This is a genomic window from Halohasta salina, assembly GCF_024178165.1.
GTDB classification, from domain to species: domain Archaea; phylum Halobacteriota; class Halobacteria; order Halobacteriales; family Haloferacaceae; genus Halohasta; species Halohasta salina.
In genome coordinates this window covers 177322-203323 of sequence record NZ_JAMZIE010000002.1, presented here as the reverse complement: position 1 = coordinate 203323, position 26002 = coordinate 177322, and the positions used below count along the sequence as shown (strand labels likewise).

General features: G+C 65.6%; 29 protein-coding genes. 13 read left to right on the top strand and 16 right to left on the bottom strand.

The features are described from left to right. Positions 1 to 34: 34 nt before the first annotated feature. The 4 genes from purM to NKJ34_RS05020 all read right to left on the bottom strand — a co-directional run bounded on the left by purM (position 35) and on the right by NKJ34_RS05020 (position 4409). A complete protein-coding gene (gene purM / locus NKJ34_RS05035; protein WP_253737185.1) occupies positions 35 to 1024 on the bottom strand; it encodes a phosphoribosylformylglycinamidine cyclo-ligase in 990 nt (329 codons plus the stop codon). A 109-nt stretch (positions 1025 to 1133) separates the two neighbouring features. Next, the gene (locus NKJ34_RS05030) at positions 1134 to 1976 is read right to left on the bottom strand and encodes a DUF6920 family protein (protein ID WP_253737184.1); all 843 of its coding nucleotides are present in this window, start codon (positions 1974 to 1976) and stop codon (positions 1134 to 1136) included. A gap of 91 nt (positions 1977 to 2067) precedes the next feature. Then, positions 2068 to 2730: a zinc metalloprotease gene (locus NKJ34_RS05025; RefSeq protein WP_425491774.1), complete on the bottom strand. Its 663-nt coding sequence runs from the start codon at positions 2728 to 2730 to the stop codon at positions 2068 to 2070. Next, on the bottom strand, positions 2712 to 4409 hold the full coding sequence (locus NKJ34_RS05020; protein WP_253737182.1) for a TraB/GumN family protein: 1698 nt from the start codon (positions 4407 to 4409) through the stop codon (positions 2712 to 2714). The genes NKJ34_RS05025 and NKJ34_RS05020 overlap by 19 nt, the downstream gene beginning before the upstream one ends. Before the next feature lie 92 nt (positions 4410 to 4501). Between NKJ34_RS05020 and NKJ34_RS05015 the strand changes: the two genes are divergently transcribed. From NKJ34_RS05015 to cobT, 4 genes are all read left to right on the top strand, one after another. After that, positions 4502 to 4987 (top strand): bifunctional nuclease family protein, encoded by a 486-nt coding sequence (locus tag NKJ34_RS05015; protein ID WP_253737181.1) that lies wholly within the window; start codon positions 4502 to 4504, stop codon positions 4985 to 4987. A 78-nt stretch (positions 4988 to 5065) separates the two neighbouring features. After that, the gene (locus NKJ34_RS05010) at positions 5066 to 5554 is read left to right on the top strand and encodes an acyl-CoA thioesterase (RefSeq protein WP_253737180.1); all 489 of its coding nucleotides are present in this window, start codon (positions 5066 to 5068) and stop codon (positions 5552 to 5554) included. Between the two features lie 73 nt (positions 5555 to 5627). Next, a complete protein-coding gene (locus NKJ34_RS05005) occupies positions 5628 to 6086 on the top strand; it encodes a DUF7992 family protein (protein ID WP_253737179.1) in 459 nt (152 codons plus the stop codon). Between the two features lie 46 nt (positions 6087 to 6132). Beyond that, positions 6133 to 7170, top strand: a complete 1038-nt coding sequence (gene cobT, locus NKJ34_RS05000) for a nicotinate-nucleotide--dimethylbenzimidazole phosphoribosyltransferase (protein WP_253737178.1) — start codon at positions 6133 to 6135, stop codon at positions 7168 to 7170. A 48-nt stretch (positions 7171 to 7218) separates the two neighbouring features. On the opposite strand, the gene NKJ34_RS04995 is transcribed toward cobT, so the two are convergent. Beyond that, positions 7219 to 7650, bottom strand: coding sequence for a universal stress protein (locus NKJ34_RS04995; protein ID WP_253737177.1), 432 nt, complete (start codon positions 7648 to 7650; stop codon positions 7219 to 7221). 154 nt (positions 7651 to 7804) lie between these two features. Here NKJ34_RS04995 and NKJ34_RS04990 point away from each other — a divergent pair, with 154 nt between their 5' ends. The 3 genes from NKJ34_RS04990 (at position 7805) to NKJ34_RS04985 (ending at position 10375) form a co-directional block, all read left to right on the top strand. Beyond that, positions 7805 to 8545, top strand: coding sequence for a ThuA domain-containing protein (locus tag NKJ34_RS04990; protein ID WP_253737176.1), 741 nt, complete (start codon positions 7805 to 7807; stop codon positions 8543 to 8545). Between the two features lie 50 nt (positions 8546 to 8595). After that, complete coding sequence (locus NKJ34_RS15740) at positions 8596 to 8718, top strand: hypothetical protein (protein WP_256488588.1); 123 nt, start codon at positions 8596 to 8598, stop codon at positions 8716 to 8718. Between the two features lie 61 nt (positions 8719 to 8779). Beyond that, on the top strand, positions 8780 to 10375 hold the full coding sequence (locus tag NKJ34_RS04985) for a succinic semialdehyde dehydrogenase (protein ID WP_253737175.1): 1596 nt from the start codon (positions 8780 to 8782) through the stop codon (positions 10373 to 10375). A gap of 17 nt (positions 10376 to 10392) precedes the next feature. Here the strand turns inward: NKJ34_RS04985 and NKJ34_RS04980 are convergent, their stop codons facing one another. From NKJ34_RS04980 to pyrB, 3 genes are all read right to left on the bottom strand, one after another. Beyond that, the gene (locus tag NKJ34_RS04980) at positions 10393 to 11256 is read right to left on the bottom strand and encodes a hypothetical protein (protein ID WP_253737174.1); all 864 of its coding nucleotides are present in this window, start codon (positions 11254 to 11256) and stop codon (positions 10393 to 10395) included. A 194-nt stretch (positions 11257 to 11450) separates the two neighbouring features. Continuing rightward, on the bottom strand, positions 11451 to 11912 hold the full coding sequence (pyrI, locus tag NKJ34_RS04975) for an aspartate carbamoyltransferase regulatory subunit (protein ID WP_253737173.1): 462 nt from the start codon (positions 11910 to 11912) through the stop codon (positions 11451 to 11453). Then, complete coding sequence (pyrB, locus tag NKJ34_RS04970; protein WP_253737172.1) at positions 11909 to 12823, bottom strand: aspartate carbamoyltransferase; 915 nt, start codon at positions 12821 to 12823, stop codon at positions 11909 to 11911. The genes pyrI and pyrB overlap by 4 nt, the downstream gene beginning before the upstream one ends. A 111-nt stretch (positions 12824 to 12934) precedes the next feature. Between pyrB and NKJ34_RS04965 the strand changes: the two genes are divergently transcribed. Continuing rightward, positions 12935 to 13249 carry an ASCH domain-containing protein gene (locus tag NKJ34_RS04965; RefSeq protein WP_253737171.1) on the top strand — a complete coding sequence of 105 codons (315 nt, stop codon included), beginning with the start codon at positions 12935 to 12937 and terminating at the stop codon, positions 13247 to 13249. Position 13250: 1 nt separating this feature from the next. Here NKJ34_RS04965 and NKJ34_RS04960 read toward each other — a convergent pair whose 3' ends face one another. Beyond that, the gene (locus NKJ34_RS04960) at positions 13251 to 13583 is read right to left on the bottom strand and encodes a 2Fe-2S iron-sulfur cluster-binding protein (RefSeq protein WP_253737170.1); all 333 of its coding nucleotides are present in this window, start codon (positions 13581 to 13583) and stop codon (positions 13251 to 13253) included. Positions 13584 to 13707: 124 nt separating this feature from the next. On the opposite strand from NKJ34_RS04960, the gene mvaD reads away from it, so the two are divergent. Then, positions 13708 to 14694, top strand: a complete 987-nt coding sequence (gene mvaD / locus NKJ34_RS04955) for a phosphomevalonate decarboxylase MvaD (protein ID WP_253737589.1) — start codon at positions 13708 to 13710, stop codon at positions 14692 to 14694. Between the two features lie 3 nt (positions 14695 to 14697). Here mvaD and NKJ34_RS04950 read toward each other — a convergent pair whose 3' ends face one another. The 5 genes from NKJ34_RS04950 to cyaB form a co-directional block, all read right to left on the bottom strand. After that, entirely contained in the window at positions 14698 to 15726 is a 1029-nt protein-coding gene (locus tag NKJ34_RS04950; protein ID WP_253737169.1) for a sensor histidine kinase, read from the bottom strand. Between the two features lie 334 nt (positions 15727 to 16060). After that, complete coding sequence (locus NKJ34_RS04945; RefSeq protein ID WP_253737168.1) at positions 16061 to 16513, bottom strand: DUF5804 family protein; 453 nt, start codon at positions 16511 to 16513, stop codon at positions 16061 to 16063. A 119-nt stretch (positions 16514 to 16632) separates the two neighbouring features. Then, positions 16633 to 17772, bottom strand: a complete 1140-nt coding sequence (locus tag NKJ34_RS04940; protein WP_253737167.1) for a sensor histidine kinase — start codon at positions 17770 to 17772, stop codon at positions 16633 to 16635. Between the two features lie 43 nt (positions 17773 to 17815). Next, positions 17816 to 19018, bottom strand: coding sequence for a methionine adenosyltransferase (locus NKJ34_RS04935; protein ID WP_253737166.1), 1203 nt, complete (start codon positions 19016 to 19018; stop codon positions 17816 to 17818). Between the two features lie 74 nt (positions 19019 to 19092). Continuing rightward, positions 19093 to 19641, bottom strand: coding sequence for a class IV adenylate cyclase (cyaB, locus tag NKJ34_RS04930; protein WP_253737165.1), 549 nt, complete (start codon positions 19639 to 19641; stop codon positions 19093 to 19095). Positions 19642 to 19731: 90 nt separating this feature from the next. Between cyaB and NKJ34_RS04925 the strand changes: the two genes are divergently transcribed. The 4 genes from NKJ34_RS04925 to NKJ34_RS04910 all read left to right on the top strand — a co-directional run bounded on the left by NKJ34_RS04925 (position 19732) and on the right by NKJ34_RS04910 (position 24282). Then, positions 19732 to 20703: an FKBP-type peptidyl-prolyl cis-trans isomerase gene (locus NKJ34_RS04925; protein ID WP_253737164.1), complete on the top strand. Its 972-nt coding sequence runs from the start codon at positions 19732 to 19734 to the stop codon at positions 20701 to 20703. 422 nt (positions 20704 to 21125) lie between these two features. Then, entirely contained in the window at positions 21126 to 22574 is a 1449-nt protein-coding gene (locus tag NKJ34_RS04920; protein ID WP_253737163.1) for an APC family permease, read from the top strand. A gap of 3 nt (positions 22575 to 22577) precedes the next feature. Then, positions 22578 to 23231, top strand: coding sequence for a potassium channel family protein (locus NKJ34_RS04915; protein ID WP_253737162.1), 654 nt, complete (start codon positions 22578 to 22580; stop codon positions 23229 to 23231). A gap of 187 nt (positions 23232 to 23418) precedes the next feature. Next, positions 23419 to 24282 (top strand): DUF6159 family protein, encoded by an 864-nt coding sequence (locus NKJ34_RS04910; RefSeq protein WP_253737161.1) that lies wholly within the window; start codon positions 23419 to 23421, stop codon positions 24280 to 24282. A 383-nt stretch (positions 24283 to 24665) separates the two neighbouring features. Here the strand turns inward: NKJ34_RS04910 and NKJ34_RS04905 are convergent, their stop codons facing one another. Together NKJ34_RS04905 and NKJ34_RS04900 are read right to left on the bottom strand one after the other, a co-directional pair. Next, positions 24666 to 25181: an Lrp/AsnC family transcriptional regulator gene (locus tag NKJ34_RS04905; protein WP_253737160.1), complete on the bottom strand. Its 516-nt coding sequence runs from the start codon at positions 25179 to 25181 to the stop codon at positions 24666 to 24668. Positions 25182 to 25259: 78 nt separating this feature from the next. Beyond that, positions 25260 to 25967: a DUF47 domain-containing protein gene (locus NKJ34_RS04900; RefSeq protein ID WP_253737159.1), complete on the bottom strand. Its 708-nt coding sequence runs from the start codon at positions 25965 to 25967 to the stop codon at positions 25260 to 25262. Between the last annotated feature and the right edge of the window lie 35 nt (positions 25968 to 26002).

Genomic DNA, 26002 nt, shown 5'->3' with positions numbered 1-26002 from the left:
GAGTGTGACCGGCACGATTAGTTCAGCCAGCCGGTTAGAGTTCGAGTCCGCGGATCGAGACGCCGTCGCCGTCTTCGACGTGACCGATTACGCGGCCGTCGGTCGACTCGGCCAGCGATTCGGCCGCCGATTCGTCTTCCACTGCGGCGACGAAGCCGGTGCCCATGTTGAAGGTGGTGTGCATCTCCTCGTCGGAGACGTTGCCCTCCGCCTGTACGAACTCGAAGACCGGCTGGGCGTCGAACGGCTCCTCAATGACGTATCGGTGCTCGCCGAGCCGTTCGAGGTTGGTCCAGCCGCCGCCGGTGATGTGGGCGGCTCCGCGGACACCCGCCTCGCGCATCGGATCGAGCAGGTGGGTGTAGATCCGCGTCGGCTCTAGGAGGGCCTCGCCGATCGTCTCGTAGCCGTCGTGGGGGAACGAATCGGTGTACTCGTGGTTCTTCGTCGCGGCGGTTCGCGCGAGGGTCAGGCCATTGGAGTGAATGCCCGACGATTCCCAGCCGACGAGCACATCGCCCGGCTCGGCTGCGCCCTCGAAGAGGGCGTCTTTGGCCGCGAGTCCGGCGCAGGCGCCGGCGAGGTCAAGGCCTTTTATCACGTCGGGCATCACTGCAGTTTCGCCGCCGACGAGTTCGATGTCCGACTGCTCGGCTCCCGTGGCGAGTCCCTCGCCGACCTGTTCGGCGAACGTCTCGTCGGGTTCGTCGATTGCGAGGTAGTCGACGAAGGCGACCGGCCGGACCCCCGCCGCAACGAGATCGTTGACGTTCATCGCGATGCAGTCGATCCCGATCGTCGAGTAGTCTTCGAGGGCTTCGGCGACCAGGAGTTTGGTGCCGACGCCGTCAGTCGCGAGTGCGAGATAGCGGTCGCCGATGTCGAGCAGGCCCGCATAATCGCCCTCGCTGTCTCCGGTCGCGCCGATGAGCGCGGCGGTGGCGGCCTCGCTGGCCTCGATGTCGACGCCCGAGTCGGCGTAGGTGAGTTCCTCCTCGTCGGCAGATCCGTCTTCGGCAGTCATGTCTCAAGGGGCGCGGAGTGCACACAAAAACACCGTGATTCGACCGTCGACGGGCTGGAACCGGTACTGGCGGAAGGACTGCTGGTCGGGTCGGGCGACCGGAACGTGCTCACGCACGTCGGTACTCTGTCGAGGTGATCCGGGCCCGCCAGTAGGGAAGATCACCCTCGGGAAGCGACCACTCCACCGCGGCTGCGGTCGGAATTCGCATGCCGTCATGCCACTCGTAGGAGTCGAAGTGGCCGACCCACGACGCGTAGCTGTCGGTCTCCTGGCGGTACCGCTCGCCGATCACGCGGTCGACCAACCCCTCGTCGTCGAACTGAAAGACGAGCGAGGCGGTCGTGTCACCGTCTTCGATAGTCGCTCGGGCTGCGTGAGCGTCGACCGCCTCCCAGTCGACACCAGCTTCCGGAAGCAATGCGGTCGGCAACCAGACCGCTTCGGCGAGATACCGCAGCAGTTCGCCCTCGTCGAGTGCCGGACTCGGTGCCGCGTCCGCAACCGGAACCAGCGAGCCGACCACCGCCCGGAGCGACCCCTTTCCGTCTTCGTAGGCGTCGACTACCCGCGTCGAGAGCAGTGGCGCGACCGCGATCTCGGCATCCCAGAGGAACCCCGGCGGGTCGACGGTGTAGTGCTGGGTCGCCGTCATCGGTTTCCACGAGCCGGACCGGCCGCCGAGTCGGAACTCCCCCTGCTGTTCGAGCCGTGCTGACCGGACGTGGGTCACGTCGTCGAGGACGGCCTCAAAGTAGCGCCGGACGGGGGCCGGAAGCTCGCTGCGGTCGACGTTTCCGAGTCGCCCGGCCGACACCGGTTCGGCCGCCGCGAGCAGATCGTCGACGCGTCGCTCCGTCTTGCGGTCGAGGCGGATCGAACCCAGCGTGACCGCCGAGGCGATGCCGATACCGAGCCCACCGATCCAGCCGAGGAGCCGACGTCTCCGCATGCGTAGCAGTTCGCCCAACACAGTATGACTGTACGGGTTGGACTCTACGTGTTGGAATCCCGGTCCGTACGCAAACACCCCGGTGGCGTCGTTAGATTCGGAAACTGAGCCCGACGGTCAGCAGCGAGCCGACGGTCAGCAGCGCAGACAGGACGAACGAGCCGAGCCAGACGGACGTGCTCCAGCGTTTGACCGTCTTCCCGTCGAGGGGGCCGAACGGAACGAGGTTGAACGCCGCCAGAAACAGGTTGATGACGATCCCGAACCGGCCGAGCGTGGCCAGCAGGTCGACACCCAGCCCGGTCCCCCCGAGGTACGCCGGGAGGAAGACGGCCGCCAGAAGCAGGTTCGTCGCCGGCCCGGCAAGAGCGATGTGGCCGTGTTCCTCCGCGTTCAGATACCCTTGGTGGTGGACGGCCCCCGGCGCGGCGAAAATGAAGCCGATCAGCGCCGACATCAGTGCCAACAAGAGCATACTGTAGTCGGCCCGGAACTCGGCGATCTGGCCGTAGTGGACGGCAACGACCTTGTGGGCGACCTCGTGAAGCAAGAAGGCGACCCCGGCGGTCAGCAGGCTCACGACCAGCAGTTCCGGGACGACCAGTAGCGTGGCGATGTTGGGGCCGCCGCCGGCGAAGAAGACCGCGAAGGCGACTCCGAGGGCGAGCCACGCGACCAGCAGGTCACGAACCTCCGTCGGACTGAACTCGTAGCCGGCGATCCGGTAGCCGAGGCTCACGTCAGCGCCCCCCAGATGAGTTCGGCGCTATTGGTCGCCCCGTCGACCATGAGCCGCGAGATGCCCTCGACGCCGCCGAGTTCGGTTCCGAACTGCGGGAGCACGTAGCTGACGAACAGGACGCTGGCGACGATCGAACCGACGTTGGTCAGCGCGACCACCATGATCAGTTTGAACAGCGGGACCTCGAACATCTCCGAGAGGATCTCGCCGATCGGTTTCGTCTCGTCGGACAGCAGGTCGTTGAGCGTCGAGATGTCGCCGATGTTGACCGACAGATGGCGGAGTTCGGCGTAGCCGGTGAACCAGCCCGGCGCGAGGGCGGGATTGATCGAGGTCATCCACGCGACCGCGCCGCCGACGCCGGCCGACGACCAGCGCGCGCCGGCCAGTTTGGCGAAGCCGGCGGCGAAAATCCCGTTGATCAGGAACCACGCACCGAACAGTCGCAGCAGGAAGGCGTCCTGGACCCCGGCCATCGCCAGCAGGATGAAGAAGCCGACGAAGCCGACCGATAGCACGATCCCGACGATCTTCCCCCACGGCAGTCGACTGCCCGTCTCCTCGCCGGTCAGCGACTCCATCGGCGGCAGGCTCGCGGGGTCGGCGAGATAGCGCTCGATCCCCTCCCGGTGGCCCGCCCCCACCACGGCCAGCACGTCGTAGCCGGCCTGCCGGAGTCCCACTAGTTGGTGGGCGATATACGCGTCGCGTTCGTCGATCAACGCCTCCGCGCCACCGGGGCTGAACTGGCGGAATTCCTCCATCATCACCGTCACCACGTCGGCGTCAGTTAGGTCCTCGATGTCCATCTCGTCGAGCCCCTCGGCCTCGGGCGCGGTCGACCCCCGGAGTCCGATGAGGAGGGCCGCAACCAGCCCGAACAGGAGCCCGCCGACGAGGCCGAGGGCGAGGCTGCCGACGATGGTGACCGTAAAGCCACCCAGATAGCTACCGACGAGGCCGTCGACGAGACCGGTGGTCGCCGCAACGACGCCGACTGCGCCGCCGCTGCCGAGGGCCGCGGCGAACCGCTGGTCGCCGTCGAGGGCGAGGCCGGCAAGCTGGTCGACCACGAGTGCGACCCCGAGGCCGAGCAACGCGCCGCTTGCGGCCCGTAGATAGACCGCTTCGGTGATGCCGAGACTGCCGCCGAACAGCGCGAGGACGGGCCCCGCAAGCAGGCCGACGATGAGGCCGACGACGATGCCGACCACCCGGCTGTCGGTGACGCCGAAGGCCAGTCCGCCGACCATCCGGAGTTTTTCGGTGATCGTCATCCGCGCCCAGAACCGCTGGATCGTCTCTTGGATGTCCCGGTCGACCAGCGCCACCCCGCAGCCGTGTTCCTCGGCGGCGTCGACGGCGGCCATCATGTCCGCGCCGGGGTCGACGTCGAACTGGTCGCCAAGGCGAGTCTGGACGTAGGAGAGCATCCAGTAGGCCAGAAACTGGAAGACGGTGTTGCCCTGCAGGAGATCGCTGGCGTCGAGGTCCTCGGGCTCTTCGCCCTGCAGCTGTCGGTAGCGTCCCTCGTCGAGTTCGACCGCCACCATGTCGGGTTGGTCGTCGGCGATCCGCGTTTCGACCTCGCGGACGCTGGCCTCCGAGACGTGGGCGGTCCCGACGACGCTCACTCGGCCCTCGCCGTCGCCGGGGTCGGGGGCCGGCGGTCGGTCCGCTGGTTCGCTCATTGGCCACGGTAGCGTTCGGTCCCGTTTACCAGTGTCGGAAGCGACGGTTCGGCCGGGAACAGTTATTCATAGCCCTCGCCCGAACGGACGGTATGGCACACTCCGCGGCGGTCACGGGGATCGGCATGGGTGTCGGACCCGAGGGCGAGAACGTTCCGGCGGTCATTCTCACCGCCAGAGACGAGTACCTCCCGATCTTCGTGACCGCCGATCAGGCCCAGTCGATCCAACTGGCGCTTTCGGGCGAACCGTTCGAGCGGCCGCTGACCCACGATCTGTTGGTCGACATGGTCACGGAGTTCGGCGGCGCGGTCGATGCCGTCCGGATCGACGATCTGGCCGACGGCACCTTCTACGCCAAGATCGACGCCGAACGCTACGACGACGGCGAGCCCGAGCGGTTCGTCTTCGACGCCCGCCCGAGCGACGCCATCGCGCTGGCGGTCCGGGTCGAATGCCCCATCACCGTCTCCGACGAGATCCTCGACGCCGCGGGCCGCTCGCCCGATGAGGTCGACGTTGGTCGGATCGACGACGACAGCATGTCCGATCCCTTCTCCGAGGACCCCGACGAGTAGGCACTGCCTACCGGCGTCGCCGACCCGCCGTCGCAGGGCGATCGACGGACTTTCCGTAGTCGGCTGCCGAGCGCGATCATGGACGAGACTGCGACGCTGAGCGATTCGTTTACGGAGATGACCGAACTCCTGTTGCCGAACGATACCAACAACCTCGGGCGGGCGCTCGGCGGGGCGGTGCTCCACTGGATGGACATCTGCGGCGCGATCGCCGCGATGCGGTTCTCGAATCGGCAGTGTGTAACCGCCTCGATGGAACACGTCGACTTCATTAGCCCGATCGACATCGGCGAGGTCGTCGTCGTCGAGGCCTACGTTTTCAACGTCGGCCGGACGAGCATCGACGTGAAAGTCGACGTCCGCGCCGAGAACCCAGTCGAGGGCGACGAGCGGGCGACGACCAGTTCGTATTTCACGTTCGTCGCTCTCGACGACGACGGCGTGCCGACGGAGGTCCCCGACCTGACGTGTCCGAGCGAGGCCGAGGCGGCGCTCCGCGATGACGCCGTCGAGGGGCGGAAACAGCAGCTCTCGGAGCTCGTCGACCGGCTCGAATCCGAGGCCTGAGCGCCGGTTCCGGCGATCGGTCGCTACCGGTTGGACCAGCCACGTTTATGCTGGCGGTGGGCTACGTTGTGCTATGAGCCTCGACGTCGACCCGCCTGCGCCACCCGAACTCGACGAGATCGATCCCAACGAGTACGACGATGCCGACATCGTCGGCGACACCGACTACAAACGCGCCGAACTGGAAGCGTTTCTCCACGAGGGCGCATGGGAGGCAGCCTTCGACCAGTGGGCCGCCGACACCGGGATGGACGCCGCCGTCTTCGAGATCGTTCTCGAACTCGATCTCGTCGATCGGTACGACTTCTTCTGGGACTCCTTTGCCGAACGCGTCGGCTACCACGCCCCCGGCATCCCGGAGGACTGGCAGGAACGCGATATCCACCCCGGCCTCGACTCGTGGGGCACCGTCTCGTCGATCAACGCGGGGTTGACTGAACTCGGCCAGGTCGTCTGCGACGTGCTGAAAGACGAGTACGTCGACTGGGAAACCGAGTACGAAGCTCCCGACGACCTGCCCGATTTCGACTGAGCGGGGTTTCGATACGTTAGTAGCCGCCGGCTAACGAAGAACACCTATGGCGTACCTCGCCGCCGATCTGACGATCCCGCCGCTCGATGCCGACGCTCGCGCGGCTGCCGCCGATCGGCAGTCCCAACTCACGAAGCCGCCGGGGAGTCTCGGCCGACTGGAGACGATGGCCGCCGATATCGCGGCCATGCAATCGACGGCCGAGCCGACGGTCGACCCCGCAGTCGTCGTGACGATGGCCGCCGACCACGGCGTCGCCGCCGAGGGGGTCAGCGCCTACCCGCAGTCGATCACCGCAGCGATGGTTCGGAACTTCCAGGACGGTGGCGCGGCGGTCAACGCGCTCTGTGACGCCGATGGAATCGAGAACGTCGTCGTCGACATGGGGGTCGCGGGCGAGACACCCGACGATATCGTCGACCACGCTATCGCCGACGGGACCGCCAACATCGCCGAGAGACCGGCGATGACACGCACACAAGCCCACGAGGCCATCGCTGCCGGGCGGTCGGTCGTCACCGACCACACCGCCGCCCGGATCGTCGGCCTCGGCGAGATGGGAATCGGCAACACGACGCCCAGCGCGGCGATCACGGCCCTCCTGACCGATCGGTCGGTCGACGAGGTGACCGGCCACGGGACGGGGATCGACGAGGAGACCAGAGCACGGAAAGCCGACGTCATCGAGCGAGCCATCGAGACGACCGATCCCGATCCGACCGATCCGGTCGACGTGCTTCGATCGGTCGGCGGCTTCGAGATCGGCGGGCTCGTCGGCGTCGCTCTCGAAGCCGCGAGCCGCCGGATGCCGGTGGTCGTCGACGGCGTCATCGCCGGCGCAGCCGCCCTGCTGGCGGCCGAAATCGATCCCCGAGTAGCGGACTACCTGCTGGGCTCCCACGCCTCGGCCGAACCCGGCCACGAGGCGCAGTTGGATGCCCTCGGCCTCGATCCCTGTTTCGACTACGGAATGCGGTTGGGGGAAGGGACCGGCGCGGCGGTCGCCATCGGCGTCTACCGGGCGGCCTGTGCGGTCCACACCGAGATGTCGACGTTCGCCGAGGCAGGACTGAACGTCGAGTAGCCAATGGCTACGGCAGCGTCGATACGCGGTAACCGGTGGCTACCGGCGTTAGTCGGCGGCTTCAGCCGGAATAACGATCAGCGGCTTGTCGACTCGCTGTGCGAGCTGCCCAATGACGTTCTCCGAGAGGAGCCGACGCCACACCGACTTCTTGCGTGGTGTCAGTACGATCGAGTCGGCGGCGTGTTCGGCGGCTGCATCGAGAATGGTCTCGCTGACGTCGGTGCCGTACCAGATCTCTCCCGTCGTCGGAATGTCGACGGCGTCGAAACAGGCCGTTGCGTGTTTGAAGACGATCTCCGCACGGGCTTCGACGGCGTCGGTGTCGGCCCGTTTTCGCTTCTGCTTGACGACATGAATTACGAACACGCGGCAGTCTTTGCCCGCCAGATACGGTGCCACGGCCTCACAGGTGTTGTCGGCGTCCTCCTCGTCGGCGATCGGTAGCAGGACGTTCACTTCGACGAATGATCGGGTCATACCGGTCGTAGGCGTCGACCGCTAGTTACGACGACTGGCGGTTTAGCTGTGTTTCGATGCTGTGGAGACAGTTCAGTTCGGAAAGGTGAACCGATGGGAATCGGATAGCCGTTCACATACAATCACTCTTGAGGCGGGAATGCATTGAGGAGGTATGACTACCGTCACCGTCTGGAACGAGTACCGTCACGAACGCGAGAGCGACGTCGTCGCCGAGATCTACCCCGACGGCATCCATGCCGTTATCGCCGAGGCCCTCGAAGCCGCCGGCTTCGAGACGCAAACGGCGACGCTCGACGAGCCCGACCACGGGCTGACCGAAGACGTTCTCGACTCGACCGACGTGCTAACGTGGTGGGGGCATGCGGCCCACGACGAGGTCCGCGAGGAGATCGTCGACCGCGTCCACGACCGTGTTCTCGATGGGATGGGCCTTATCGTCCTGCATTCGGGCCACTACTCGAAGATATTCAAACGGCTGATGGGCTCCGCCTGCTCGCTCAAGTGGCGGGAGGCCGCCGAGACCGAGCGGCTCTGGGTCGTCGAGCCGGGCCACCCGATTGCGGATGGCATCGAGGAATACATCGAACTCGACGAGACCGAGATGTACGGCGAGCGGTTCGACGTTCCAGCCCCCGACACGCTCGTGTTCAACTCGTGGTTCGAGGGCGGCGAAGTGTTTCGGTCGGGCTGCTGTTACCGCCGGGGCAACGGTCGGGTCTTCTACTTTCGGCCGGGCCACGAGACGTATCCGATCTACCACAACGAGGCCATCCAGCAGGTGCTCGTCAACGCGGTCGACTGGGCTGGGCCGGGCGAGGGGCCGACGCCGACGTTCGGCAACAGCCAGCCACATGAGGAGATCGACCTGAGCGACGACCGGACCGTCCACTGAGAGACGCCAGTGTCCTACCAGCTAAGTGGCTGCCACCCCTACCGAATCCAATGCGTTCCGACGACTCAGACAACGGGGCTGGGATCACGCTCATGTTCGCTCTCGGTGGGTTCGCACTCGTGGTCTTCCTGCTCGGCATCGGCGTGATCTACTACATCAGCTACGGGCCGTGAACAGGCGGTTTGCGGCCCCGTTGCCACAGGTATTTACAGCGACATCACCGACGAACATACAATGTCTTCCGGCCGTTCGTCCGTCGCCGTCGCGAACACGTCACTCACAGTCGACCGTCTCGATAGACTGACCGACCGCGTCAGATCAACCACGGACGAGACCATCGCCGTCGAGGCCCCGGCGACCGCTGACCGGATCGGGTCGGTCCCCGACTGCTCCGACGCCGATGTCGACGCCGCGGTCGCGGCTGCCCGCGAGGCCCACGCCGACTGGGCCGCAACGCCGGTCGACCAGCGAGCAGCGGTCATCGACCGGTTTAGCGAGCTGGTCGTCGACCACCGCGCCGAGCTACTGGACCTGCTCCAGCTCGAAACCGGGAAATCCAGACAGACGGCCGCCGAGGGGCTGTTTTCGGTGCCGTCGGCTTGCGAGCAGGCCGTCGATCGAGGACCCGAGGCGGTCGCCGACGAGCCACGCGGCGGCGGGATTCCGCTGTTGACCACCGCGACGGTCACCTACGAGCCGGTCGGCGTGGTGGGCGTGATCTCGCCGTGGAACTACCCCGTCACGCTCTCGATGGCCGACGTGATCCCGGCGCTGGTTGCGGGGAATGCGGTCGTGCTCAAGCCCGACGAGAAGACCCCGTACGCCACGCTCTTTTTGGCTGAACTGTTGGAGCGAGCGGGGCTTCCCGACGACGTGCTTCGGGTCGTCACCGGCGAGGGCGGAGCTGTCGGCCCGGCGCTGATCGATCGGGTCGACTACGTCGCCTTCACCGGCGGCACCGAAACCGGTCGGGCAGTCGCCGAACGGGCCGGCCGGAACCTGATCGACTGCTCGCTCGAACTCGGCGGCAAAAATCCCCTCATCGTCCTCGACGACGCCGACGTCGAGGAGGCCGCCCGTGGAGCGACCACTGCCTGTTTTGCGAACGCCGGCCAGCTCTGTCTGTCGGCCGAACGGATCCTCGTCGACGAGTCGGTGTTCGACGACTTCCTCGAGGCGTTCGTCGAGCGCACCCGGCAGCTCACCCTCGGCACGGCGTACGACTACGACGCCGAGATCGGGTCGCTGATCGACGCTGCCCAACTCGACCGAGTCCGGAGTCGTGTCGAGGCGGCCCGCGAGGCGGGGGCGACCGTCCACACGGGCGGCCGCCACCGCCCCGACGTCGGGCCCTACTGCTACGACCCGACGATCCTCACCGGCGTCGACCCCGACTCACAGATCGCCTGCGAGGAGACGTTCGGCCCCGTGGTCACGGTGCAGCCAGTCGAGAGCACCGACGCTGCGGTCGCGGCCGCCAACGACTCGCCCTACGGGCTCAACGCCAGCGTCTGGACCGGCGACCGGAGCCGGGGGCAGCGGGTCGCCCGGCAGGTCGACTGCGGGACCGTCTGTGTCAACGACGGCTTCGCGGTCGGCTGGGGAGCGACCGACGCCCCGATGGGCGGGTTCGGCGACTCGGGGATCGGCCGCCGACAGGGAGATGAGGGTATCAAACGGTATCTGGAGGCCCGGACGGTGGCGACCTCCCGGGTCGGGCCGCTGGTCCCGTCGGACCAGTTGCCGATGGGGTGGGTCGTCGAAGGAGCCAGCACCGCGTGGCAGGCCGGTCGGCGGATCAAACGAGCCGTCCGGTCGCTACGGCGGTAAGCGTTGACTACGATCGCTTAGGAATCCGGACCGTGGCTCTCGCCCTCGCGGGCGTCGGCGTTCTTCCGGCGAATCGCTGCTGCGGCTTGTGCGGCGTCGTAGCCGAACAGGACGTCCTTGGCGTAGGTGTCGGCTACGTCGGCGGCGTGGATCAGGTTGTCGACGTCGACGTCGACCGCGTACAGTTCCACCGAGAAGGGTGTCTCCGGTTCGTTGCCATTGACATCGTAGTCGCCGCCTAACGCGGTGCGAAAGCCGCGGGCGAGGCTTTCGAGCCAGTAGGTCGTCCCGTACTCAGTGTCGTACAGCGGGACGACGAACTCGTCGACGTGGTCGCTCAGCGCGTCGAGGTCGAGACCGGCCCGCTCGTAGAGGTGGCCCGGATACGGGTCGGGGTAGAGCGTGAGGTAGGTCCGGCCGGGGATACGCTGGCTGGCTTCGGCGACGAACTCGGTGATGACCGACGCGCGCCACGCGTTTCGGTCGTCGTACTCGCTGTCGGCGAACCGGCGGTCGCACCGGTCACAGCGGCAGTAGCCCTCACGCGGAAAGCCGACGTCGTCGAGCCGGACATCGGGGTTCGCGTCGGCGCAGTCCCCGATTATTTCGAGGAGCCCCTCGCGGTAGGCGTCGTGGGTCGGACAGATGTAGGCCCAGTCGAAGTACTGTCGGTCGCGGGTCGCCTCGTTGCCCGCGGCGTCGACCGGCACTAGTTCGGGGTGCTCGCCCGCAGCGGCGTTGTCGCCGAAACACGAGACCATGTTGACGGCGCTGTCGATCGGGTCGGCGGGGCGGCCGCTGACGTCTTTGACCTCGTAGAAAGCGGTGTCGAACGCCGGCCAGTCGACCTCGGGTACGTTTCGGGTGACGACCCCGTACATAGCCGAGGGTTGGCGGCGGCGGTGGGTAAGTCGTTCGACTCGCTACTCTTCGACCTGTACTTCGACCGGTTCAGTGTCGCCCGAAAACAGGGCGTAGGCAACGACGACGGCGACCAGTACGGCAACGAGTTTTACTTTCGTAGACATACGCTGGCAAACGCACGGCCCGGTTAAAATTCTTTCTTGCCGGATCGCTACTCGGGGTCGATGTGGTCGGCCAGCTCCTCGCGGATGATCGTTCCGCAGTAGGTACACCGAACGCCCTCTTCGACGACGGTGAAGTCGGTTTCGACCGGCTCGGGTTCGTTGGTGATGCAGTTGCGGTTGGGACACGACAGCAGCCCGACGACGCTCTCGGGGCGGTCGACGCGGTTCTTCTGGACGACGTCGAACTCCCGGATGATGTTGATCGAGGCCTCGGGGGCGATCAGCGAGATGACGTCGACCTCCGACTGGCTCAGCTCGCGGTCCTCGACTTTCACGACGTCCTTGCGGCCGAGTCGGTCGCTGGGGACGTTCATCACGACCGAGACGCCCAGTCCCTCCGAGCCGTCGATGCCGAGGATCGACAGCACGTTGAGCGCCTGTCCACCGGTGACGTGGTCGATGACGGTACCGTTGCGGATCTTCGAGACGCGGAGTTCACGGTCGCTCATTGGTCAGCCTCCAAGAGTGAGTCCAGCAGTGCCATTCTGACGGGCACGCCGTTGTGCGCCTGTTCGAAGTAGGTCGCGTGGTCGGTGGCGTCGACGGCGGGGTCGATCTCGTCGACACGCGGCAGCGGGTGCATCACCGCGAGGTCGTCTTTGGCTGCGTTCAGGGTCTCGGTGTCGATCTGGTACTCGCCGGCGACCTTCTCGTACTCGGTCTCGTCGGGGAACCGCTCGCGCTGGATCCGGGTGACATACAGCACGTCGAGGTCAGGGAGGACCCCGTCGAGTTCGGTGTGTTCCCTGACCTGTGCGCCCGACTGGTGGAGATCGAACCGTACCCCGCGGGGGAGTTGGAGGCTCTCGGGGCTGATAAAGTGCTGGCGCACATCGAAGTTCGTCAACGCCTCGGCCAGCGAGTGGACCGTCCGGCCGTACTTCAGGTCGCCCATGATCCCGATCGACAGATCATCGAGGCCGACGTTCTCGCGGATCGTATAGAGATCGAGTAGGGTCTGGCTCGGATGCTGCCCTGCGCCGTCGCCCGCGTTGATCACGGGGACGTCGACGAACTCCGAGGCCAGTTTGGCCGCCCCCTCGCTTGGGTGTCTGAGGACGAGCGCGTCGGCGTAGCCTTCGACGACGCGGACGGTGTCGGCGAGGCTCTCGCCCTTCTTTACCGAGGAGGAGTCGACCGATCCCATATCCGTGGTGGTGCCGCCGAGTCGCTTGATGGCGGTGTCGAAGCTCATTTTGGTGCGTGTGCTCGGTTCGAAGAAACAGAGGCCCAGTACGGCCCGGTCGTGGGTGTCGCCCCACGCCGCCGGGTCGCCGTCGATCTCGGCGGCCCGGTCGAGCACCGCCTCGATGTCGGCCCGCGAGAGCTGGCTCGCGGAGATGAGGTGGTCCTGACGCATTGATTGAGTGGGGTCGCCCAACGGTCTTGAATCCCGCGGGTCGACCCCACGATGTGCCGATCGGTGTCAGATAGACGCGGGTATTTTGGTAGTCGCCGACTAACGAAGTCTATGGGAACGATCGACGCCGAGACGCTGTTACCCAACGACCACGTCAAACAGGCCGTAGTGGCCGGCGAGATGACCCAGATCAGCCGCGGGCAGGCCTACGCCGAAGAGGGAGACACCTTCGAGATCGACGACGAGGAGTTCGTCGTGGTCGGTGTCGACGAACTCACCTTAGGCGAGATGACCGACGAAGACGCCCAACGGGAGGGATCGGCCGATCTGGAGGCCTACAAAGAACGGCTGGTTCGAGCCCACGGCGGGGACTTCGAGTGGAACGACGACGCCGAGATCGTTCGCCACCGCTTCGAGGCGAACTGAGTCAGTCGTCGGCGGCCGCAGTGTCGGCCGCACCGCTGGCGATATCGTCCTCGATGCTCGGCGGGTAGACACCACGTTCGAGTTTGAGGTCCGACTGCGGGCGGGCCATGCAGGTCAGCGCGTAGTTTTCCCGCTCTGCTTCGGTGAATCCGCGAGCGGCCGGCTGGGCGACTTCGCCTTCGATGATCTCGGCCGAACAGGCCAGACACATGCCGACGCGACAGGAGTACTCTTGGGCGATTCCCTCCTCCAGACAGGCCTTCAAAATCGTCTGCTTGTCGGAGACCGTGATCGTCTCGCCGGTCCCGACGAACTCGACGGTGTACTCGGTCATACCGCGGGCTTCGATGAGGCGACCCTAAACTCTTGTTATCGGTTCTGTCGACCCACTCCGGACGAATTCCACGACTGATCCGCAACGCCTAACCCCCGACCGTCCGCCATACCCATCAATGACCATGAAAGCGACCGCACGGGCCCATCCGATTCAGGGGCTCGTCAAATACCACGGGATGCGCGACCCCGAACTCCGCCTGCCGTACCACGACTCGATCAGCGTCTGTACCGCCCCCACCAACACGACGACGACCGTCGAGTGGCTCGACGACGTCGACGCCGAAGGTGGCGCGCAAGATACCTACCTGATCGACGGCGAGGAGGTCGACGGACGGGCGGCCGAACGGATCGCGATGGTCGTCGACCACGTCCGCGAGTTGGCGGGCTTCGACCACGCGGTTCGCTTCGAAAGCGAGAACTCCTTCCCATCGAACATCGGCTTCGGCTCCTCGTCGTCGGGCTTCGCCGCCGCCGCGATGGCCCTCGTCGAGGCCGCCGGACTCGATATGAGCCTCCCCGAGATCTCGACGGTCGCCCGCCGCGGCTCGTCGTCGGCCGCCCGCGCGGTGACGGGGGCCTTTTCCCACCTGTATGCGGGACTCAACGACGAGGACTGTCGGTCCTACCGGCTCGACTCGGAACTCGAAGACGACCTCAAGATCGTCGCCGCCCACGTGCCCTCATATAAAGAGACCGAAGAAGCACACCGGGAAGCCGCCGAGAGCCACATGTTTCAGTCGCGAGTCGCCCACATCCCTGACCAGATCGTCGAGATGCGGGACGCCCTGCGGGAAGCCTCCTTCGAGCGCGTCTTCGAGCTCGCCGAACACGACTCGCTATCGTTGACCGCCGCGACGATGACCGGCCCCTCGGGATGGGTCTACTGGCAGCCCGAGACGATCGCCGTCTTCAACGCGGTCCGGGAACTCCGCGAGGAGGGCGTCGACGTCTACTTCTCGACGGATACGGGTGCGAGCGTCTACGTGAATACGCGCGAGGAGGGCGTCGACCGCGTCGAGAGCCGCATTGCCGAGATCGGCATCGAAACCGACATCTGGGAAGTCGGCGGCCCCGCCCACGTCCTCGACGAGGACGAGGCACTCTTCTAACGCTCAGTCGACGGCGCGGTTCAACCGGAGTTCGACGACGGTGCCGCCGTCGGTGGGGGTCTCGATTCCCACGGTGCCGCCGTAAGAGTCGACGATCCACTTGACGAGCCACAGCCCCAGCCCGCTGCCGTGGTTGAGGGGCGTGATCTCCGCGTCGTCGACGATGATCCGCTGTTCGGCGGCGGGGATCCCCGGCCCGTTGTCACGGACCGCGAGCCGGACCGTTCCGTCGTCGATCGTAGTTGCGGAAACGGTGGCCCGCGGATCGGCCGCGTCGTTGTGCCGGATCGCGTTGTCGACGAGGCTCCGGAGGACGATTCGGAGCTTGTCGTTGGCGCTGACCCGCAGGCCTGCGGGCACGTCGGTGGTGATCGCGGCGGTCTCGAAGCGGGCTGCACAGCTCGTGGCGACCTCCTCGGCCAGCGCCCGGAGCTCGACCGGCTGTAGATCGGCGGACTCGCCGAGGACCTTCTCGATGGTTTTGGCCTCGTCGCTGAGCTGTGAGAGGTCGCCGGCGGTCCGCTTGATCTTCGCGGCGGTCGACTGGATCTCGGGATCGTCGGCCTCCTCGATGATCTTCGCGGCCATCCCGAGGATCACCGTGAGATCGTTCCGGAGGTTGTGCCGGAGCACCCGGTGGAGCACGTCGAGGTGCCGCTCGCGCTGGAGTTCGTCGGTGATATCCGAGTAGACCGCAAAGCCGTAGTCGTCCCGGTAGGGGACCCCCCGGTAGACGAACTTCCGCTCGCCGTCGTCGGTCATCCGCTCGACGATCGCCGCGTTCGACTCGCCGGCCCGCGTGCGCTCATCGAACTGTTTGGCCTCCTCGTGTTTGGTCGCCGGCACGATCAGGTCGTTCAGCGGCTCGCCGGCGACCGGCCCGGCGTCGTAGCCGAAGACGTCCCGAAAGGCGTCGTTGGCCTCTCGGATCACCGGCTCGCCGTCGACGAGTTCGAACTTCACGGCGGCGTCGTTGAGCTCCTCGAAGAAGTGCCTGAAACAGCCCGTCAGCCGCTCGGAAGGTTGCTGCATACTATACGGATCCCTCCGTGGGGAACGATATACCGACAGTCGACAGATGCTGGTGGCCCGGCCTGATCGTCGACCCGTGTGAGCGTATCGCTTTCATACTGCAAAAGGTACAGTTCGCAACCATAAAGTTATTGATGGTTTTCTGAATTATAATACGTGTAAGAGTTAAATAGACAACATACGTTCGGTAATTTGTCGTCTATAGACTGTGTTCTAGAAACAATCCACGAATACTGTGTACAGACCACGAACGGTCAGAAAACCGTCGTTGGAGAGGGGGTTGCGGGACGGTTGCAGGGATCGATGGGGGCGGCTCTCGCGGTCGACCGGCGGCTCAGCCGCCGAATTCGTCGTCAGTGATCCGGACGATGACGGTCTCGTCGACCGCACGGAGGTCGTAGCTCGGCACCGAGCCGGCGACGCGGGTGGCATACATGGGTTCGACCAGCCGACCGTCGTCGACGCCGAAGATCTGCAACCGGCGATCGGTTTCTTCAGGCGGCAGCTCCCGATCGCGGACCTGTGCGGCGAGATCGCGGGAGAGCCACTCGGTCTCGCTGATGGAGGGTTCCTTGACCAGCGCGGCGTCGGTGAACCGAACGAGATACCACTGGAGGTCGTTCAGCAGGGCCACTGCGGCCCCGAGACTCACCGTCTCGAGGGCGATGGTGTTGTCGTACGGTTCGGTGAGATCGTAGGTAGCGAGGGCGGCGCGGGCGGTCTCACGGGACAGCAGTTCGTAGCGGAGGTCGGCGTCGCCGGCCCCGATGAGACAGACACGAGTCACAGGCGGGAGAAGCCAGCCGCCGAGTAAATCGGTTTGGGTTTCCTGTCTGTTGTAGACGGTTCCCGCTCGACCGCCCACAGAGCGGCGGTCGAGACGGGAACGTCCGACGACGGACCGTATCAGATTCGGAACTCGAAACGCGCCCCGCCCTCACGGCTCTCGGTGATCTCGACCGTCCAGCCGTGAGCCTCGGCGATCCGGCGGACGATCGCCAGTCCGAGACCGCTGCCGGAGCCGCCGCCGGTCTCGCCGGCCTCGAAGGCCGACTCACGGGTGTCGGGATCGATCCCCGTCCCGTCGTCGGCCACGAAAAAGCCCTCCTCGTCGGCCAGCCAGCCGACCGTGACCGTGAGGTCGACGTCGGTTTCGGCGGTGTGGTCGACCGTCTCGTCGACCGGCTCGTCGGCCACCGAGCCGCTGTCGAGACTATGTTCCACGCTGTCGTCGGCCTGCGGCCGACTGCTCGTGGAGCCATGCTCCACACTATTGCGAAACAGGTTCTCGAACATTCGTGTGAGCCGATCGGCGTCGGCCTCGATCGACCCCTCGGCGTCGACGACCAGCGTTGCCGACGCCGAGCCCGCGGTCTGCCACGCGCTCTGGGCGATCTCGTCGATCGCCACCGGCTCGGGATCGGTCACCTCGTGGCCGCCTCGGGCCAGCGCGAGGGAGTCCTCGATGATCTCGGTCATCCGCTCGTGGGCGAACTCGATCTGGTCGACGTGTTCGTCGTCGAGGTCGTGGGTCGCCTTCAGCAACTCGATTCGTCCACGGGCGACCGTCAGCGGGCTCCGAAGGTCGTGGGAGACGATCGAAGCGAACTCCTCGAGCCGGTCGACCTGCCGCTGGAGTTGCCGCTCGCGGCGTCTGGTCCGCTGCCGCTCGACGTCGTAAAAGCCGAAGGCCAACCCCATGACCGCCCCACGGGCGACCCCCGCGTTCAGCGTCTGGAGTTCGTTTTGAATGACGACCCCGCCCTCCGACTGGGAGAACAGCGTCAGGAATTCGAAGCCCCCGACGACCGTCCCGCCGGCGAGACACCACAGCGTCAGCCGCACCATCGCCCGGTCGTCCGAGCGGTCCGACAGCGCCCAGTAGCTCGCGCCGACCAACAACGCCGAAAACAACAGCGGCACGACGGCGTCGGTCACGAAAACGATGTCGCTCTGCGGCGTCCGGTTGCCGACGAACAGCAGCGTCAGGAGGGCGGTTGCGATGCCGACTCCGGCGATCGTCCCCGCACTGAGACGGCGGCGCATCTAGCTACACAGACGGATCGGAGCCCAAAAGCGTACTGTTTTTTTAGAACGTCGAGATGTCGCCGTCGATGACTTTCCGGGTCACGTCGGTCACGTTGCCCAACTCGCGGTCGACGATCTCGCGGATCTCCCCCTCGACGTCGGCTACGGCAACGCCCTCGTCGGTGACGACCTGCGCGTCGGCGACGTGGGGCTGATCGATGGGTTTGCCGATCTGGCTCAGCAGGCGAACCTGCAGGTCGCGGATGCCGTCGACCTCCGCCACCACGGACTCGGCGATCTCCGTCGAGAGGAGATTGTAGATCTTTCCGATGTGGTTGACGGGGTTCTTGCCGGAGGTGGCCTCCATGCTCATCGGTCGGTTGGGGGTGATGAGGCCGTTGGCGCGGTTGCCTCGGCCCACCGAGCCGTCGTCTCCCTGTTCGGCCGAGGTTCCCGTTACCGTGAGGTAGATCGATCCCTCATCGAGATCGTCGGCCGTGTTGACGTCGACGCTGACCTCGCGGTCGGTGATCTCCTCAGCAAGGTCGGTGACATAGGCCTCGACGTCGTCGACGGCCGTCGCGTAGGCGTCGATATCCTCGATGTAGGCGTCAATCATGGCGGCGGCGACGGTGATGTTGATGTGGTCGCCCTCGCGTTTGCCCATGATCTTGACGTCGGGGCCGAGTTCGGGATGTTCGTCGGCGTAGGTGGTGTTCAGTTCCTGTTCGGCAGTGGCGACGATCTCTTCGGTTTCGGTGAGGGGGGCGTGACCGACGCCGAAAGAGGTGTCGTTGGCCATCGGGACGGTCGCGCCGTCCTCGCCGAAGACCTCCTGGAGGTCCCCAGAGCCTTCGCCGAGTTTGACGTCGACGATCACGTCGGTGCCGTACTCCAGTTCGGGGATCGTCTCAGCAAGGTACTCGCGGGCGGCCGCCAGCGCCGTCGAGTCGACGGGCAACTGCTGGCCGTCGTACTCCTTGGTCGCCCGGCCGACGATCAGAATGTAGATCGGCTCGACGACCTCGCCGCCGCCAAAGGAGGGGGCGGCCCGGCCCGCCACGAGCTGGGTCTCGTCGGTGTTGTAGTGCAGCACCTTGCCGACCCGATCGAGATAGAGCTGCGAGAGAGCCCGCGAGACGCTTTCCGCAATGCCGTCGCTGATCGAATCCGGATGCCCGACGCCCTTCCGCTCGACGATCTCGACCGCCTGATCCTCGACCGCCGACCGGTCGAGTTCGCTAACCTGAATGTTCCGACTCATTACCGACCGTTCGGAGGCCGCCATTCTATAACTTGCGGAAACCTAATATCCTTTTAAAATAACTCACACGAATATCAGGCGTCATCGGCGGCCAACAGCAGGCCGAGATACGAGGTCCGGATCTGTTCGCCCGGATCGAGGCCAAGCCTCGACAGCAGGTCGACTGCGCCCTCCCGCACACGCTCGACCTCCGATTCGGTCGCCTCCCGCTCGACCTCGACGAACTCCCCGAGGCCGTCGACGCTGTCGAGGGTGATCGTATACCCCTCCAGCGCGTAGAACTCCCGGTCCTTTTCGACGGTTGCGGCTGGCTCGAAGCCCAGCCCTGAAAGCACGCCTTCGAGGGCCGACTCGCTGTCGACGGTGGTCTCGTGTTCCTCGCGGGTCTTCGACTCGCTCTCGACGAGTGGCCCCTTGTAGGTGAGTTTGGTGACCGCCTCGCCGTCGGCCGGCGCTTCGTGGCGGATGCGGAGGGCCTCATCGGTCTCGGCGAACTCGCGGTGGGGAGCGTCGTAGTAGGTGTCCGTTTGCTGGCGACTGTCGACGTGGTCGGCTCCTAGTTCGGCGAGTGTCTCGCGGAGGGCGTCGTGGTCGGCCCGGCATTTGAGTTCGACTTCGTACATACCCGTTGCTCCCACTGTATCCCGAAAGCTTCTGTGGGTTGGCCACCGCGAACCGTGCTTCTTAAGGGTGCATCGACAGTTGGTCAGGGTATGAGTGAGGAACAGGCCGAGGCAGAGGCTGCCGAGGCTGATGAGTCTGCAGATGCTGAATCGGAGACCGAGACAGGGTTCCAGAACGGCGATTTCGTCGAACTGGACTACACGCTCCGGACCACCGAGGACGACGACGTGGTCGACACCACCATCCTCGAGGTCGCCGAAGAGGCCGGCATCGACACCGACGAACACGAGTTCGAGCCGCGGACGATCATCATCGGCGAGGGTCACGTCTTCGAGTCGGTCGACGACGCGCTGGTCGGCAGCGAGGTCGGCGACGAGGGCTCGGTCGTCATCTCCCCCGAGGAAGCTTTCGGCGAGTACGACCCCGATCAGGTCCGCACCATCAGCGCCGACAAGATCCCCGAGGACGACCGCTACCCCGGCGCGAACGTCCAGATCGACAACGAGCAGGGCCACGTCGAGACGATCATCGGCGGCCGCGCCCGCGTCAACTTCAACCACCCGCTGGCCGGCGAGGAGCTCGAATACGAATACGAGGTCCTCGACGAGGTCGACGACGACGAAGGGAAGGCCGAGGGCATGCTCGGCATGTACCTCCAGCACGCGCCGCCGCTGTGGATCGAGACCGACGAGGTCGAAGAGGAGGTCCCCGTCGACTCCGATGACGATGACGAGGACGCAGAGCCCGAATTCGAGACCCAGACCGTCGAAAAGGAGACGCTCTACATCGAGTCGACGCCCCAGCTAACGATGAACCAGCAGTGGATGATGTCGAAAGGCCAGATCGCCCAGGACGTCATCGCCAAGACCGGCATCGACCGCATCGTCGTCCAGGAGATCCTCGACGGCAGCGGTGGCGGCATGTTCGGCGGCATGGGCGGGATGGGCGGCCTCGGCGGTGCTGGCGGCGAGGACGTCGAAGAGGCCCTCGACGACGTCGACCTCGATGACGTCGACCTCGACGCCGACGAACTCGCCGAAGAGATCGAAGACGAAGCCTAACTCCGCGTCCGTTACTCCCGTTTTTATCGATCGGTGCCGAGTCAATACTCCGGTTTTCGAGACCATCGTGACGGCCGCGGCCGCTGACACGGCGAGTACCGCGATTCCGCCGCGAATGGCCCCTGTCGACGCACGTTTCCGACGCCGCCTCGCGCCGCTGTGAGTCGTCGCTATCGGTTCCCCTGCGGCGGCTTTCGACGGCGTCGACGCGTCGCGCAATCGGATCGAGTGTCGGCGGTTGTCGGCAGCGGCGTGGTGGTGACACTCCACTGTGACGTCCGACAGTGGGTGACTCGCTGTCTGAGGACGACTGCATGCTCACGAACACAGGTCAAATGTCCGAACAGTACATATATACTATATTTAGAGCGGATTTCCGAACCATCATGTAGGGCCGATGGATACTATGCCCATAGGACGCCATGGACGGCTCCAACCGCTCTCCGAACGCCGAGCTCGGACTGTTAGATGCGACGATGATCGGGATGGGGGCGATGATCGGTGCCGGTATCTTCGTGCTCACGGGACTGGCCGCCGAGATCGCCGGTCCTGCCGCGATCCTCGTGTTCACGCTCAACGGTGTCGTGACGGCGTTTACTGGCCTCTCGTATGCGGAGCTCGCTGCATCGATTCCGAAAAGCGGTGGCGGCTACGCCTTCGTTCGTGAGATCTTCGACGACCTCCCGTCGTTCCTGATGGGGTGGATGCTCTGGTTCGCCTACATGATCGCCGGGGCGCTGTACGCGCTGGGCTTCGCGCCGAACTTCCTCGAGTTGCTCCACGTGTACGGATTCGTCGCCCCGCCCGACGCAGTCGACGCGCTCGCGATCCCGGTCGTCGACATCGCTCTTCCGGTCGGGTTCCTGTTGGCGTTCGTCGCCGTCCTCGCGCTGGTCGCGCTCAACGCGGTGTCGACGGCTGCCAGCGGGAGCGCCGAGACGGTGTTTACCATCATCAAGGTGGGGATCCTCGTGGTCTTCGTCGGCTTCGGGCTGGCCTCGCCGATGTTTTCGGAAGCCGAGTTCCAGCCGCTGTTCGCGGAGGGTGCTGGCCCGGCGGCGATCCTGCCGGCGATGGGGCTGACGTTCATCGCCTTCGAAGGGTACGACCTCATCACCACCGTCACCGAAGAGGTGGAAAACCCGCGGGAAAACATCCCGAAGGCGATTTTCCTGAGCCTCATCGCGACGGTGATCGTCTATCTGGCGGTCGTCGCCGTGGCGGTCGGCACTCTCGGCGCACAGGGGTTGGCCGAGGCTGGCGAGGCCGGGATCGCCACCGCCGCGACCGAGTTCATGCCGACCGGGCTCCCGATCATCCAAAACGGCGGGGCGCTCATCGTCTTCGGGGCGGTGTTCTCGACGCTGACCGCGCTGAACGCGGTCGTCATCGCCTCCTCGCGGGTGGCGTTCTCGATGGGTCGGGAGGGCCAGCTCCTGCCGTCGTTCGGCCAGCTCCACCACCGCTACGGGACGCCCTTCGTGGCGATCCTCGCGAGCGCGGTGGTGATGCTCGGCTCGGTCGCGCTCCCGACACAGAGCGCCGGCAACATGTCAAGTCTGTTCTTCCTGCTGTCGTTTATCGTCGTCAACGTCGCCGTCATCCGACTGCGCCGGGAACGCCCCAATATGAACCGCCCCTACGAGATGCCGTTCTACCCCGCCCCACCGCTGATCGGGATCGCGCTGAATCTGCTGTTGACCGGGGTGTTGGTGGTGTATCTCGTCCGGACGGATCCGCTGGCGCTCGGACTCAGCGCGGGCTGGATCCTGCTGGGCGGGGTGGCCTATTTCCTCTTGGATCGGGTCCGAACGCCCGCCGAGGAAGGAGCCGAGACCGGTATCGACATGGGTCCGGAGGCCGAACGCTGACCCATGACAGGGAGTCGTGACGTCATCATCGCCGGTGGCGGACGCGTCGGCTTCGAGACTGCCGCACTGCTCGCCGACCATGGCCACGACGTAACGATCATCGAACGCGACGAGCGTATCGTCGACGAGATCGCCGACGAGTGGGTCGCGACGGTCATCGAGGGCGATGCGACCGATCCGGGCATCATCGAGCAGGCGGGGATCGAACGGGCCGATGTGATCGCTGCACTCACCGGCGAGACGGGACTCAACCTCGGCGTCTGTCTGGCCGCTTCGGAGCTGTCCCCCGAGATCCGGACGGTCGCCCGGATCGAACGGGCGACCGGCCAGGAGTACACCCGGTTCGTCGACGCGGTCGTCTTCCCCGAACACGCCGGTGCACGGGTCGCGGCCGACGAGATCATCGGCCGCGACATGCAGACGCTGGCCGACGTGACCAGCACCCTCGACATCATGCTCGTCCGTGTCACTGAGGGAGCCCCCGCGGCCGGGAAACAGCTCAGCAAGGTCCGGTTTCCCGCCGGCGCACTGGTCGTCTCCGACGACGATGGCAACCGCGTCGCTCGGTCGGACACCACGCTGACCGCTGGCCGTCGCTACGTCATCGCCGTCGAACCCGAGGTCGCCGACGAAGTGATGAACCTGATGCAGGGGTAGGCGTCGGCTGTTCCGCTTGCTTTCGATCCACGCTCGATAGCTTTCGAAGCCACCTTGGGCGTCGACGTCACCGCCGCGCCGACAGCCCACACTGCGCTTGACCACGGAACCCGAGTGTAACCGACTGATCGGCTCCGAGCCGTGGCTGGACGTACCCTTTTAGTAGTCGACGCGAGACGTATCGTCTATGCGACTGGTACGGCGGTTTACGACCGGGCTGCGGCTCACCCGCAGCAGCCTGCAGGTCCTCCGCCGCCATCCGACGCTTGTGGCGTTCCCGCTGGTCGGCGGGAGCGCGAGCCTGCTGTTGTGGGTGGGACTGTACGTCGCCGTCTTCACCGTCGACCTGACGACGGGCTGGCAGTCGGTCGTGGGGTTCTTCGGCGTGTATTTCGCCACGACGTTCGTCGCCGCGTTCGTCACCGCCGGGCTGGTGGCGTCGGTCGGGGAGGCCTTCCACGGCCGAGAGCCGACGCTGCGGGCAGGGCTGGCCGCCGCCTGGGAGAAGCGACGCCCGCTGGCGGTCTGGGCGGCGATCTCGGCGTTCGTCGGGGTGGTTCTGCGGTCGCTGGAACGCTCGGAGTCGCTGCTCTCGCGGCTCGTCGGAGCGGTGTTCGCCGTCGGCTGGACGATTGCGACGCTGTTCGTCGTTCCGGTGATCGTCTTCGAAGACGTCTCGGCCCGCGGGCTGTTCGCCCGGAGTGCTGCAACGTTTCGGGGCACGTGGGGCGAGACGCTGGGGTCGAACTTCGGGATCGGCCTGCTGCAGTTCGTCGTCTGGCTCGGCAGCGTCGCGGCGGTCGTCGCCGTCGGCGTCGGGCTGTTCGGCCTCGTGCCGTGGGTCGGGACAACGACCGTCCTCGTCGGCGTCGCGGCCGTCTCGGTCGGCGTCTACCTCGTCGGTCGAACGGTCCAGGGGATCGTCAAAACCGCGCTCTACGTCTATGCGACCGAGGGCACGGTGCCACAAGCGTTCGCCACCTTCGACTTCGAGACGTTGGACGGGCGGACCGAATCCGAGAGCGACGAGGCCGAGTCGACGGCCGTGTGACAGTCCGGACGACCGACACTTGGAAAGCCTGGCGGCAGGGAAACCGAGTCCAAGAGGGCGGAAAACGAGTTGATCCGGCGGGTGGGTCGGGACCGGGGGTGGGGTCCCGGGGCAGAGACCGGGGGTGGGGGAAGGGGAGGTGGGAACGGACCAGCGACATCGGGCTGCCGATCGTACGCATACCGGCGTTGTTCCCTATCGATCCGAACACTCCTGAGAAGATAAATATAACGTTCAATATTTGCTGATTGTTGTGTAATAGTCGTATTCGGACAGTGTTTTCTGTGCAATCCACACCGACAAGGCCAGGATCCGAACCTGAATGTCGGCCGGATTGTGTGATCGCTGGTTCGTTTCGATCCCGTCGTACTAGTTGCGATCTGTCACGTTCGGTCCACCGTCGTGTCCCCGGCATCATCGTGGCGACGGCCCTCGGCCGAGTCCGGCCGGAAGAAGTTGAACGGTTGGACGCGGCGGCGGCGCATCAGCTCCGAACTCTCGATATCGACGCCGAGTTCGTGCATCTCGTCGGTGATAGTGGTGAGTTTTGAGGAGTCCCCGGTCACCACGTCGACGTAGAGGTTCCGGCGGCCGGTCACCATCTCCCGGATGTCGATCACGCCGGGGATCAGGCGCACCCGCTCGGAGTAGTCGGTCATCTCTGTCGGCGGCACGGTGAGCACGAACGTCATCTTGAGCGGGATGTTGGCGTTCTCGTAGTCGATCTCGGGATAGTACCCCCGGATGATCCCGTCGGATTCGAGCAGGGCGATCCGGTTGCGGACGGTGCTGGCCGAGACGCCGACCGTATCGGCGAGCTCCTGGGCGGTGCTGTTGCGGGCGTCCTCCTGGAGACTCGAGAGGATCTTCCGGTCGATAATATCGAGGTCGCGTCCCATAGCCGACAGTGTCGCCGCATCAGCAACGGTGTTTTCGTCGGATCGGGACGCTATTGCGACCAGTTAGTCGACGGGAGCCTACTCCCACTGCGGGTCGGGCTCGGTGACGATGCCGGGCTCGTTGCTCGCGATCACGATGACCTGATCGGTGACGTCTTCCATCGTGTTGGCGAGTTTGTCCAGCAGGATGGCGAACTCCCGGTACAGAAGTGGGTCGTCGACCGCGCCGTCGAAGGCGTCGGTGATGATCCCGTTGCGGAGTTCGTCGCACTCGCTTTCCATCCGCCGGACGGCGTCGATCTCCTCGGTCAGGGTGTCGGACTCGTCGGTCGTACTGAGGCTGTGGATGAACCGGACGACGACGTCGGCCAGCGGTGCCATCCCGTCGGCGGCGCTCTCGGCCATCTCGACCATCCGCTCGAAACACGCGTTGTCGTGGTCGGGCTGGATCATGTGGAGCTCCTGGCCGATCCGTTCGGTGAGGTTGGCGACCACGTCGAGGCTGCCGTAGAAACTGATCAGCGAGGAGGTGTTGAAGTGGACCCGGGAGTTGAGTAGCCCGATATCCTCCGCGCCGGCGTTGGTGATCGTCCCGTTGATCGTCCGGTTGAGTCGGTCGCACTCGCTTTCGATCTCCTGGATCTCGTCGAGCGTCGACTCGTAGTCCTCGCCAGCCCGATACTGGTCGAGGAGGTCGGGAAGCAGGCCGATACAGTCGCCGAGCCGGTCGAGATACGTCTCGGTGAGGGACTCTAACTCCTCGCCGAAAGTGGGTTCGGTGGACATAACGTCTATCGTTAGTCGCCACGCGGGAACAAAGT